The following is a 12946-nucleotide window of genomic DNA, read 5'->3' on the forward strand; positions in this document are numbered from 1 at the left end:
TCTAATAATTTAATAATCTAATAATTAACAATTGGCTAATTATCGAATCAGCTAATTAGCTAATTAATGATTATTCACCAGCATCCATTTAGCTGTTTCATATATCCCTGACGTGAGCTCAGAAAGTTGCCGTTTTACTGAATCCTGTTGAGCGTTGGTTAAGGATAAAACATTTGATTTTAGTGGCAATAATTTTTCTTTGGTAATCCGTAAGTTTTTTACAAAGTAGTAATCATCTGTAACGATACCGATATTTCCCTCATCATGATGAATAATAAAAGCTGCATCCATTTTCTTTTTTGAATTTAACAGGTCGCGGCCCAGTGTCGTATTGGTATAAGATTGATGGACCATACCTGCCAACGTGGGCAGGATGTCTATCTGCGACACTACTTCATGCCTTGTCGCTTCATCCAGTAATTGCGGAGCGTAAAATAACAGCGGCACATGCTCATCACTCAGGCTTCCTTTTTCCCACGCGTCGGGATACATTGCTGATGTTTCGCCTTCAACACCATGGTCGCCAACGAAAGCGAAAATTGTGTTATTAAACCACGGTTTCAGCTTTGCGTTTTCGATAAAAGTTTTGAAACAATAATCCGTATAGCAAAAAGATTGAAATTCTTTTAAGGATTCAAATCCATATTTGTGAAGCGTATCTTCATTTACCACGCGCCTTTCAAAATCCGTGTCTTCCGGTGGAATGGTGTAAGGTCGATGATTATCGGCCGTTTGGATGATGGCAAAGAATGGCTTTGTTTGCTGAGATAAAATTTTTTCTGATTCAAGAAAAAGATGTTTATCGCTGATGCCCCACACATTCAAGGGCTTTTCAGTGTAAGACCCTTCCTGGAAAATTTGTATGCCTTTTACGTTGTTAACTAGTCCATCGAAATTATTAAAATCGCTGCTGCCACCCAGGAAATAAAATTTTTTATAATCTTCAAATGAATTGATGATGGTGTTTTGCTGAACGGCTTGCGGGTTGCGTGAAGAAAAGACGGAAAGCTGCACATCCGGAATTCCGCTGATGATGGCAAAAACGCCGCGCGCCGTTCCGAAAGTAGGAGTGAAGCACCGGTCAAAAAAAATACCGCTGTCGCATAACTGCTTAAAATAAGGAGTGGTGTTTAATGGGTTGCCGCTCATGCTGCTTTTATACATGCTGAAGCTTTCACAAATCACCAACACTATATTGGGCCTGCTTTCCAACGCTTTACTGTTAGGTAAAACCAGCCTTGAATAGCTTCGATCATTTATGTTTTTTTGATCTAATTGCAAAAAATCTGCAATCAACGGAAAATAATTCTTCGCTTTATCATCATCGAAAGAAGGTTTGCGGAATTGAAGCGTAGTAAAAAAATTCTGCATCGGGTTTAATGCAACATAGGATTTAAAGTTATCGTTGAGCTCAAACGCATCCTTCCACTTCAATGGGTGAATAGAAAAAATTCCATACAGGCACCATAACAAAAAAATAACGGCGCCTGCATGCCATCTCTTTTTGTAAATTATGCTTTCCTGTTCTTTTCTTTTAGTAAGAATATGCGTATGCCTGAAAAGTTTTGACATTAAATAAACCGCTACTACCAGCGCAAGCAACAGCCAAACCATCGGGTAGCTTTGCCAAAGCATTTTAAAAGAGATGGAGGGATCTTCTGCAAAATTCAGCGCGCTTGCATTCAGTCGCGTATGATTATAGCTGAAATTTCCAAAATCGGCGGCGAAAAGAAACAACACCAAAAGCGTGGCGAAAGCAAGATAGAAGGACCACCATTTTTTATTTCTTTCAGAATGAAAAGGAGAAAAGCGCGGCAGCGCCGACAATACAGCAATCGGTAATAAGATAATTGAAATCCATTTGGCATCATACTTAAAGCCGAGGATGAACGAAGGAATAAGCGATAATACAGTTGTGTTTTCAGGGATGAACAATACAACTGTTGCCACGCGCAAAATCGTAAAAATAAGCAGGTAAATCAGCCATAGCTTTGTGATCCATTTTATCGTAATCGGAACAGAGTTTGGAATTTTTAGTTTTGAAATCATGATGAAAAACCCGGAATAGATTTTTTGCTTTTTTATTCGTTTACTGCTTCTTATTATTCAGCAACATATATTTTGAAGTCTGATAATACGCTTCTGCGAGTCTTTCCAACTCATTGCGGTCTTCAGTTGTTTGCGCGTTTGCAGGTAATGGGTTGTTATCCGCCGAAGATCTGAAATCCTTTTTTCCTGTTGACAAATCATTTACAAAAACATACTGATCTGTAATGATACCGATTTGTTTTATCAGTGGGTCAAACAAAAATGCTAAATTTTTGAAACGCGTATTTTCATGCAGGCTGCTATCAAAAAGGTTTTTTCCAATAGCAGTATTCGTATACGAAATATTCGCAAGTGCAGATACTGATGGCAGTATATCTACTTGCGAGCAGGTTCTGCCACTTCGCTCCGGCTTCAGCAAAGCAGGTGCATAAAAAAGCAGAGGCACATGCTGCGTGGTAAGCCCATCTTTTTCCCATGCTTCTGGCAGCATTTTTCCTGCATCGCCGCGAATGCCGTGGTCGCCTACAAAAACAAAAATGGTATTATTAAAATAAGGTTCCTTCTTGGCGGCTTCAATAAATGTTTTAAAGCTAAAATCGGTATAGCGAAAGGCATTCAGCTCGGCATTGCTTTCAAAACCATATTTTTTCAGCGTATCAGTTGGGTAATCTTCCGGCTTAAATGAATTCCGGTCTTCTTCCGGAATCGTGTAGGGGCGATGATTATCTGCCGTTTGAATTACTGCAAAAAATGGATTTTTTTGTTGCCTGAATACTTCATTTGCCTGCAAAAATAAATTCTTATCGCTGATACCCCACACATCCACTGATTTTACCGGGTAATCTTCCTGCTCATACAATTTAAGGCCATCAATATTGTTGGTGAGTAATCCCCTGATATTTGCCCAGCTAAGGCTTCCACCGATGAAATAATATTTTTGATAACCTTTATAATCATTGATAATCGTATGCTGGTTTACGTAAGCCGGGTTGCGGCTTGATGTGTTTGGAAATTCCACATCCGGAATGCTGGTAACTGTTGCCCACACACCGCGCGCCGTGCCATAAGCGGGTGTAAAGCACCGGTCGAAAAAAATGCCGGTTTCACACATCTGGTTAAAATAGGGCGTCGTGTTTAAAGGATTGCCCCACATGCTGCTTTTATATGCGGAAAAACTTTCACAAATGACAATTACTACATTCGGTTTATTGGCCCGCGAATCAGCAAGATGAATTCTTTTGTAATTCAGGTGAACACTGTCAGGATTTTTGATACCAAGGTACGCCACCATCAGCGGGTAATATTTTTTTACCTGTTGCAGGTCGTAAGTGGAATTTTTAAATTTCAGCGTACTAAGGAAACTTTGAACAGGGTTTAAGGAAAGATTGGCTTTAAAATTATTATCAAAGACAAACGCATCGCTCCATCTTAAAGGATATTGACCGATTTTCCCAAATACGCCCAGGCCAAGTATCAGCGCAAATGCAATTCCTATGATAATCCTGCTTGGGAAATTGCCCCGGTAAACTGACTTAGCTGTTTTGTTAAACCAATGATTTATCAGCCAAAAGATAATCGCCGTTACCACAATGATTAATATGAAAATGGTAACCACCGGATAGGTTTGCCAAACCATATTCATGGAAATCGCCGCATCGTTCAGGTAATTCATCACGGAAGCGTTCAGTCTTTCATGCAGGTAATCGTAGTTTTGAAAATCGACTGCATACAAAAAAACGAGGGCAAGGGTTATGATAAAAAAGTAAATTTTAAAAACTTTTTTGGAAAATGAATTTTGGAACGGGTTGCAATTCTTTGTGGCGAAAAGCCAAACCAATATAAGAAGGAAGAGGATAATAATGCCGGTTAAAGTAACTGCCGTTGCATGTCCTTTCTTCATAAAAAATACAAGCACGGCCATCAGCACAATGGTGATAAGCAATTGGATAATGCTCCCGGTTGATAATTTTTTATTCGCAGAATATTCCAGGTGAAGGTTGCCGATTAAAAAAGGAAAAATGATTAAGCCGCAAACGATTCTCGTGTCAAAATTGAGACCGAGAAGAAAGGGATGCAGATAATCTGAAAATGAATAGTTAAGCGGGGCGAAATGAAAGAAGAAAATGAACCTCATGGCCGTCATGAAAATCAAAAAAGCCATGCCCGTTAAAAACATCCATTTAACCAATCGGGGAAAACGAGCGCCATTGTTCATTATGAAGAGTTGTTTTCGAAAGTATCAACCATCGGGTTTCAAAGCTGCTATCTGCAAATTTAAATATTTAACTAGTGTTTTTGTGCAATAGTTATTTTTGCAGTAATGAATTTGCTGGAAATACAAAATGCATCGTTTCTGCCAGAAGCTATAAAACAATTAGACTATAATTTGTTTTATAGAATGAACGGCCTATGGCACAATTCATTTTTTGATGTTTTTTTCCCCTTCATTCGTGAGCCAACTTTGTGGGTGCCTTTTTATTTTTTTTTGATAGTATTCGCTACGCTCAATTTTAAAGTAAAAGGCTGGATTTGGGTGGTATTTTTTTTGGCAAATGCAGGGATAAGCGATTACGTAAGCAGCCATCTTATTAAAGAAAATTTTTTCAGGCTCAGGCCCTGCCGCGATCCTGCGCTGTTTGATCATATCAGGTTTTTAGTTTCCTATTGCCCGGTAAGTTCCAGCTTTACTTCCTCCCATGCAGTTAATCACTTTGCCGCGGCAATGTTTATATTTACAACATTCAGGAAAACGTTGAGCTCATTTTGGGCGTTGATGTTTATATGGGCCGGCGCTATTTCTTATGCGCAGGTGTATGTGGGTGTACATTTTCCTTTTGATGTATTTTGCGGTATGATAGCAGGCTTGATTCTTGGATATATTCCGGCAACCATATTCAATCGTAAATTTGGATTGGAGTTGCCACACTGAAAAAACAAATATGGAAATTATTATTTTACTATTTCTTATTCTTTTGAATGCATTTATCGTGATGTGCGAAATGGCGCTCATATCTTCAAAGAAAAGCAGGATTGAAGCGTTTGCCAACAGGGGAGATAAAAAAGCGCAGAATGTGTTGTTGCTAAAAGAAAACCCGGATTTATTTTTATCAACTACCCAGATATATATCACCTTAATCTCCATCTTAACGGGTGTATATTCAGGCGAGAGATTCAGCGTATACCTTCAGCCGTATATTGAAAAAATTGAGATTTTTAAACCGTATGCTGAAACTATTGCCACCACCATCATTGTTATCATCGTCACCTTTCTTTCCATTCTTTTAGGAGAACTGATCCCAAAAAGGCTGGCTTTGATGAACCCGGAAAAGATTGCCAAAAGTGTGGCGGGCCCGATTAAAACTTTAAGCACTGTTTCTTATCCTTTGGTTTGGCTGCTGAGTAAAATGTCTTCCGGGTTTTTTAAATTGTTTAACATCAGGAAAGGAACAGAGAGCCAGGTGACGGAAGAAGAAATTAAAGCGATGATAAATGAGGGAAGCGAATTGGGTGCTATTGAGGAAGAGGAAAAGGATATTATTGAAAGAGTATTCCATCTGGGCGACAGAAACATTACTTCGATAATGACCCACCGCACCGATATAGTGTGGTTTGGTATTGAAGAAGACCGAACGTCTGTCAAGCAAAAGATTAAAGAATTTCAACATTCCGTATATCCCATCTGCTCCGAAACTATCGACGATATTGAAGGTATTGTAACTGTAAAAGATTTGTACCTGCAACCAGAGGTGCCTTTGAAAGATTTAATGAGAAAGGCATTATTTATCCCTGAAAATAATTCGGCTTACCAGGTTCTTGAGAAGATAAAAATTACAAAAATACCTTACGCTTTTGTTGTAGACGAGTATGGCAGCCTTTTGGGCATGATCACCGTTAAAGATATTCTGAAAGCAATAGTAGGGGAGATGCCCGAGGAAGAAGACGATGAATACGTGATTATGGAACGAAAAGACGGCAGTTTCCTGATTGATGGCCAGATACAGTTTTATGATTTTCTTACCAAATTCGATAAAACGGTGTGGCTCAGCGAAGGCGAAAATGAATTTGATACTCTGGCAGGATTTATTCTTCACGAATTAAAGCATATACCCGCCACCGGTGAAAGATTTGAATGGCGTGGATTTGAATTTGAAATCGTAGACATGGATGGCCAGCGGATAGATAAAGTGCTGGTGAACATTTCTGATGAAATCAGGAAAGAGATGGAAGATTAGTAGCTGTAAACGTTTAATTGCTATAGTAAAACGATAAATAATTATCTTTTTTATTTTATTTTACTCTTAAAAAGAGGAAGCCTTTGTTTTAGAAGCGTTGATAAATAAAATGAAATTATTGTAAAAACATGGTTATGAAATTTTTTCTTCGTTCAGTAAGCCTTTTGTTTCTTACCGCTATCTACTCTTTATCATTCGCGCAAATAGCCCCGCAGAATGGAAATATAGGCGCGCCGGCCACAACGTTTCGGCATCCTTCATGGAGCGCGCAGAGCAATATTTACGAAGTAAATGTGAGGCAATATTCGAAAGAAGGAACATTTAAAGCTTTTGAAAAAAGCCTGCCCCGCCTGCAAAAAATGGGCGTCAGAATTTTATGGTTTATGCCCATTAACCCCATTGGCATAGAAGGCAGAAAGATGAGCGCATCTGATTTGGGAAGCTACTATGCAGTAATGAATTACAAAGAAGTAAATCCCGAATTCGGAACAATGCAGGATTGGAAGCAATTGGTTCAAAAGGCACACAGCCTGGGCTTTAAAGTGATTATCGATTGGGTGCCTAACCATACTTCGCCTGATAATCCCTGGATTACATCTCATCCCGGTTTTTATCAGCATGACAAAAACGGGAACACCGTTTATGATGCAGATTATACCGATACACGAAATCTTGATTATTCAAATAGGGAACTCCGCGACAGCATGATCAGCGCCATGAAATTCTGGATAACAGAAACAGGCATTGATGGTTTCAGGTGCGATCACATCGATCCTATTCCCGATGATTTTTGGAAAACCTGCATTACTGATTTGAGGAAAATAAAAAATGTATTCATGCTGGGGGAAAGCGAAAAGCCTGAATTTCATTATGCCGGATTTGATGCCACCTATGCATGGGATATCATGTGGGCGACTGTGGAGGTGGCGCAGGGAAAGCATAACCTGGTGTATCTTGATTCTGTCCTCAACAGCAATTTTTCTACTTTCCCTAAGAATGCGCAGCGCATGTATTTCACCAGCAATCATGATGAAAACAGTTGGAACGGTACCGAGTTTGAAAAATATGGCGATGCTTACAAGGCTTTTGCCGTATTCAGCCAAACGATGTATGAAAGTATTCCATTAATTTATTCCGGCCAGGAAGAGCCCAATAAAAAAAGGTTGAAATTTTTTGTTCACGATCCTATCTCGTGGGGCAAATATGCGATGGCACCTTTTTACAGCACGCTGTTGCATCTGAGATTAAATAATCCGGCACTCGCTGCGGATGCGGATTATAAAAAAATACCTACGGCAAACGATGAAGCTATTTTTGCTTATACAAGAAAAAAAGGCGCTCATAAAGTATTCGTGGTTTTAAACCTTTCCCCGCAGCCCCAGCATTTTACTATAAAAGAGAAAGACATTTATGGAAATCCGCTGAATGTATTTACGCATCAAAAAGTAAAATTATTTAAAAATCATGTGTATGAAATGAAGCCGTGGGGATATTTGGTGTATGAATATTAAAGGTTAAAATTAACGGATTTGGTATTTTATGTCGAACAAATGAATGAACGCGACGAGCTTATTTCAATTTCCTACTATGGTGTTTGTAATGGACCTGTTTTCAAAATCTGGTTGTAGAGCGCTATCGCTGCAGGAGGATCTGTTTTTTCTGCTTCTGCTGCTTTTGCGGTCAATTCATTAACAGAAGTTTCATTTTCAGTTTCGGATACCAGCATAAGGATGTTTTATTTTATTAAATTATGTGCCAGTTTTGGCACTACACTGTTTTTAATGAAGGAATGCCACAATTAAATCCATGACTCATCATGAGATTCCGCGGAAAAAAAATCACTATTACGCGCTTTGGCTTGTCTGTGTAAAAATACCGCGGTTACCTTTTACCGGCGAACGCCTGCAATTCGTTACTTACAATTGCACATACTTATTTAAAGTTTGCAGGTTTTCGAAGGCAGCGCCGACGGTATTATTGAAGTAGGCATACACGGTCTTTTTTTCCCTGATCCATCCCTTTATATAGCCTGCGTATCGTTTTAAAAATTCATCACTGTAATCGCCGCGGTATCTTGGTTCGGGCCCATGAAAGCGCAGGTACACAACGTCTCCGCTTACCTCGTTCATTGGTGTAGCTGATTTGGGTATATCATGTATCACCATCGTGGCGTTATATTCCCCGAGCAATGCATACACCTCGCGCTCGTACCAGGATGGGTCGCGGAATTCTGCGGTCAGCTTCCAATCGCTTTGGTAAGTTGCCTCACCCAGCATTTCTAAAAGTTTTTGTAACTGATCCAGCTTTTCAATTTTTAAAGAGGGTGGAAACTGCACCAGCAGGCATCCTTTCTTTTTACCAATATTGTTAACCGTTCTGATAAAATCGTCGACATCTTTTGCGGCAAACTGCAATCCTTTTACATGCGTTATGGTGTTAGAAACCTTACAGGTAAAACGGAAATGATCAGGAACACTTTCTGCCCAGTTAGCAACCGTGGGGCTGCGCGGAAGTTTATAAAAAATGCTGTTTATCTCCAGGGAGTTAAACATCGATCCATAATACTGCAGCCGGCTCTTTCCCTGGAACGCAGCCGGATATGCCGACCTCGGAACCGGAAGATCCAGTCCGCTGGTACCGGAATAATATAGTTGTTTTACGGATGGCATTTGATGGTAAAGATAACTGTGAAAACCTCACAATAGCTGTGACTGCCAGGATTCGCAAAGAGGGATTTACCGCTACCGGGTTGGTCAAACATTTTAATTCATTTCTCATATCGTCATTGAAAAAATTCTTGATTCGGGCTGATGACGGATCATGCGCAGATCAAAAGCCATGGCTATATTGCGGACGAAGGTTCTGCCCTTTTCAGTTACCTTTAAGTGGCAATCATTTAACATTATCAGGCCATCATTTTCCATTTCCAGCAAACGAACAATAATTGCATTTTTTTCTGCTAATTGCATTTTTTCATCTTTCCATGAGGTTTCCAACAGGCACATCAGGTTGAGAATATGGCGACGTACCACCAAATCTTCATTGTTTAATACATGGCCACGAACAACAGGTATTTTTCCTTCATTTACTTTTTTTATATACTCTTCCGTAGACTTTTCGTTTTGCGCAAATGCATACCAGCTATCACTTATGGCAGACATACCGAGGCCAATCATTAATTGAGTGGAGGAAGAAGAATAGCCCATAAAATTCCTGTGAATGGTTTTGTTTTCCATCGATTTATATAAACTGTCCGTCGGTAATGCGAAATGATCCATGCCGATTTCTATATAACCCAATGTTGATAAAAGCTCTTTCCCTTTTTCATACAACTCTCTTTTTTGATCCGGTGTCGGAAGGTCGTTTTCATCAAAACCTCTTTGGCCAACTCCTTTTATCCATGGAACGTGTGCATAAGAATAAAAGGCAATTCTGTCGGGTTTCAACGATTTTGTTTTTTCTATGGTTTCCGACATAGAGTTCCATGTTTGAAAAGGCAATCCAAAAATCAGGTCATGGCTGATGCTTTCATACCCGGTAGCGCGCGCTGCAAGAGTTACGGCTTTTACATTTTCAAAAGGTTGAATACGGTGGATGGTTTTTTGCACCTTTGGACCATAATCCTGCACACCGAAGCTTACTCTTTTAAATCCGAGGTTATACAAGGTTTGAAGATGTTCTTTTGTTGTATTATTCGGATGTCCTTCAAAACTAAATTCAGGCCGATTGCCAATGATAGCTTTTGAAAAAATGGCTTCTATTAAAAGTTTTAAATTAGCAGCACTGAAAAAAGTAGGTGTGCCACCGCCTAAATGAAGCTCAGTGAGGACGGGCTTTTTGCCTAATAAACCCACGTACATTTCCCATTCTTTAATCACCGCTTCCAGGTAAGGACGTTCTACAGAATGTTGTTTGGTAATTCTTTTATGACAGGCGCAGAAGGTGCACAGGCTTTCACAAAAAGGCAAATGAATATATAAACTGATCCCATCTTTATCATTGCTTTCGGCAAAGCTTTTTATCAATGACTGCTGCCAGAGATCAGCAGAAAAAGTACCGGAATCCCAGTAAGGCACTGTGGGGTAACTCGTATATCTCGGGCCTGGAACGTTATATTTTCGGATAAGCTGTTTCACTATGAGTTGTAAATTTTTGAAAGAAAATCGGGCGCTGCAAAATTGAAGGATAAAACCCTGGCAAAAAATGATTTCAATCATCCAGCTTTAAGAGCCTTCGTTAACCGCTATTCAAGAATTCTTCATAGATAATTTATTTGTCCAAGATGGTAGTTTAAATGAAGAAGCAATTGAATGGCTGGCAGAGGGTGATATCTTTTTAAAGGTGTCACCTCTAATCACTCATAATGAGGATTAAAAAATGAACATTCTAATTCTTCCTCACAATATTTATTATTTGCCTAAGTATTTAATCTGGTTCAAAATATGTTTGTAACATGAAAGCTATTCTGCTGCTTATCCCGATTCTCCGTGGAAATTCCGGTATGCCTACGTGGCGTTCAGTGTCAAATTTGCAATTGTTCGCGGGTATTTATAATTAATTCAGAATAATCAAGATAAATTACATCACTTGAGTCTCCTAAAATTTCATCTACTATTGGTAAATTTCTTAAGGTCCAGGAACGTCACTTATCTTATTTTCTTTAGCAGAAATTATTAAATGAAGATGATTGCTACTGTTTTTTCCTTGTCATCATGTGTTACCATTTCTTCCACTATAAATGAAAGGTCAGGAAAAGCATTATGTAAGCTGCGAATGGTTTTTGACGCCTTCTGCATTTGGTGGAACGTCACCCTTGCCGAAGCCTTCTTCAATGACAATCCGGAACAATTGCTCATTTGTAAACATATCTTATAAGTGTTTTCTTATCTACAAATAATTGCCGACATCAAAGGTAAATTTTAAATTAGTTGGTTTTGGCTGCCCTGAGTTTATAAGCGTTGGAAGGTCAAGACAGCAGTGGGTTCGTGTATGTTCCGGAAATAACCGTCCGGCATTGCTCACATTTTTATCATCAATACAATCCCTGCCAGCAAAAGTATAACGGCTACCGCCGAAATAGCCGTGAATAAAAAAGTTGCTTATTTGTTCGTCTGCTATCGTTCCATACAAACATATTCCCACGGTCTCCACCCATGTATTGTATATACAAATTATTTCGTGTCTCCCTCGTTACAAGCAAGGGCAGTTGGGCCTTTACGGATGTATTCTAAAAAGAGCTTTTAAAATCCGCTTACATTAAGTCTTCCCCCGGTAACGGTTTTATTATTTAATGAATTTGTTGGTACTACACTGCTTAAAATTGCAGACTTGATTTGCGCTGCAGTAGCGCCAGAATGTGTGGAGGCGTATAAAGCTGCAGCACCTGTCACGTGCGGAGTTGCCATAGATGTTCCGCTATACGAGCCATAAGAAGAGACTATATTTCTACCGCTTTTGCCGGGCAATGTGGAATAAATGCCAACGCCGGGAGCGCCCAAATCCACTGATTTAGCACCATAATTTGAGAAGCTGGCCAGGCTGCCATTTTTATCAATTGCGGCTACAGAAATAATATTGGCGTTGGTGTAAGCTGCCGGATAACTTGCCGAAGCATCGATATTACTTCCATCGTTCCCTGCTGCAGCTATGAATAAAATATTTGCGGTGTTGGCTCTTTCTATGGCGTCGTACAACGCTTGCGAATATCCGCCGCCGCCCCACGAATTGTTAGTAGCTACCAGGTTTAGTCCGTCTCTTGTTCTCAAATCTGTAAGGTAATCAACAGCTTTCACTGCATTGGCTGTGGTGCCGCCTCTTCTGCCTAAAAATTTTGCAGAGATGATCGTAACATTCCAGTTTACGCCCGCCACACCTTTTGCGTTACCTCCTCTTGCGCCAATGGTTCCGGAAACATGAGTTCCATGATCATCGTCTGTTCCGTCGAAAGTGGTGTTGTCATTTTTATCAAAATCCCAACCATAATGATCATCAACATAACCGTTGTGATCATCGTCAACACCGTTTCCGGCAATTTCTTTTGGATTTCCAAAATTTCCTGCGAGATCTTCATGATTGTACATCGCGCCTTCGTCAATTACACCCACATAAACGGTTGAAGAGCCTGTGTGGCCTGCAGCCCACGCTTCAGCAGCCTGGCTTCCATATTGGTTGGAAGGATTGGACGCATCGCCATACATTCCCCACAGCGAACCATTCGTAAAGTAGTTGTCGTTGGAAGTTACTTCATGCTGATAAATAAAATTAGGCTCGGCATAAGAAACGTCTACGCCTTTGATTTTGTTAAGCGCATCCAGTACAGCAAGGGGTGTGTGCACCACAAAAAATCCTTCGTCATCCCCAAAGCGTTGCATTGTTTTGGTTAAGATCTTTTCGGAAACCTTTCCGGAGATTCTTCCAAAAGCCTTTCCCCGGCTATTCTCCGAAACACCTTTTTTGAATTTTACCAAAATTTCATTTGGCACGTACTTATCGGCAGTTAGCTGGCCTAAAGTGGCGCTGCCAGGCAATTGCGGAGCACTCTGGCTCAATGCAGGATTCTCTTTTAATTCTTTTGTGCAACTGGCTGCGATAATTGAGTAAGTAGCTACAATAGCTAAAGACATTACAATATCACGTGAGGTATTTTTCATAATTTAAGTTTTAGA

General features: G+C 39.9%; 11 protein-coding genes. 3 read left to right on the forward strand and 8 right to left on the reverse strand.

The window, feature by feature from the left end; all coding sequences use genetic code 11:
* Positions 1 to 63: 63 nt before the first annotated feature.
* Positions 64 to 2049 (reverse strand): LTA synthase family protein, encoded by a 1986-nt coding sequence (locus EFY79_RS01780; protein WP_123118948.1) that lies wholly within the window; start codon positions 2047 to 2049, stop codon positions 64 to 66.
* A gap of 40 nt (positions 2050 to 2089) precedes the next feature.
* Positions 2090 to 4264, reverse strand: coding sequence for an LTA synthase family protein (locus EFY79_RS01785; RefSeq protein ID WP_123118949.1), 2175 nt, complete (start codon positions 4262 to 4264; stop codon positions 2090 to 2092).
* Between the two features lie 105 nt (positions 4265 to 4369).
* Here EFY79_RS01785 and EFY79_RS01790 point away from each other — a divergent pair, with 105 nt between their 5' ends.
* The 3 genes from EFY79_RS01790 to EFY79_RS01800 all read left to right on the forward strand — a co-directional run bounded on the left by EFY79_RS01790 (position 4370) and on the right by EFY79_RS01800 (position 7792).
* Positions 4370 to 4978 carry a phosphatase PAP2 family protein gene (locus tag EFY79_RS01790; RefSeq protein ID WP_123118950.1) on the forward strand — a complete coding sequence of 203 codons (609 nt, stop codon included), beginning with the start codon at positions 4370 to 4372 and terminating at the stop codon, positions 4976 to 4978.
* Between the two features lie 10 nt (positions 4979 to 4988).
* Complete coding sequence (locus tag EFY79_RS01795; RefSeq protein WP_123118951.1) at positions 4989 to 6281, forward strand: hemolysin family protein; 1293 nt, start codon at positions 4989 to 4991, stop codon at positions 6279 to 6281.
* Between the two features lie 134 nt (positions 6282 to 6415).
* On the forward strand, positions 6416 to 7792 hold the full coding sequence (locus tag EFY79_RS01800) for an alpha-amylase family glycosyl hydrolase (RefSeq protein ID WP_158605118.1): 1377 nt from the start codon (positions 6416 to 6418) through the stop codon (positions 7790 to 7792).
* Between the two features lie 74 nt (positions 7793 to 7866).
* Here the strand turns inward: EFY79_RS01800 and EFY79_RS21340 are convergent, their stop codons facing one another.
* The 6 genes from EFY79_RS21340 to EFY79_RS01825 all read right to left on the reverse strand — a co-directional run bounded on the left by EFY79_RS21340 (position 7867) and on the right by EFY79_RS01825 (position 12931).
* The gene (locus EFY79_RS21340; protein ID WP_158605119.1) at positions 7867 to 8007 is read right to left on the reverse strand and encodes a hypothetical protein; all 141 of its coding nucleotides are present in this window, start codon (positions 8005 to 8007) and stop codon (positions 7867 to 7869) included.
* 190 nt (positions 8008 to 8197) lie between these two features.
* Entirely contained in the window at positions 8198 to 8950 is a 753-nt protein-coding gene (locus EFY79_RS01805; RefSeq protein WP_123118953.1) for a DUF72 domain-containing protein, read from the reverse strand.
* 105 nt (positions 8951 to 9055) lie between these two features.
* A complete protein-coding gene (gene hemN, locus EFY79_RS01810; protein WP_123119223.1) occupies positions 9056 to 10417 on the reverse strand; it encodes an oxygen-independent coproporphyrinogen III oxidase in 1362 nt (453 codons plus the stop codon).
* Positions 10418 to 10954: 537 nt separating this feature from the next.
* The gene (locus EFY79_RS01815) at positions 10955 to 11137 is read right to left on the reverse strand and encodes a hypothetical protein (protein WP_123118954.1); all 183 of its coding nucleotides are present in this window, start codon (positions 11135 to 11137) and stop codon (positions 10955 to 10957) included.
* A gap of 31 nt (positions 11138 to 11168) precedes the next feature.
* Positions 11169 to 11423: a hypothetical protein gene (locus EFY79_RS01820; protein WP_123118955.1), complete on the reverse strand. Its 255-nt coding sequence runs from the start codon at positions 11421 to 11423 to the stop codon at positions 11169 to 11171.
* Positions 11424 to 11521: 98 nt separating this feature from the next.
* A complete protein-coding gene (locus EFY79_RS01825) occupies positions 11522 to 12931 on the reverse strand; it encodes a S8 family peptidase (protein ID WP_233577900.1) in 1410 nt (469 codons plus the stop codon).
* Between the last annotated feature and the right edge of the window lie 15 nt (positions 12932 to 12946).

Origin of the sequence: Hanamia caeni (assembly GCF_003721595.1) — a bacterium.
GTDB classification, from domain to species: Bacteria; Bacteroidota; Bacteroidia; order Chitinophagales; family Chitinophagaceae; genus Ginsengibacter; species Ginsengibacter caeni.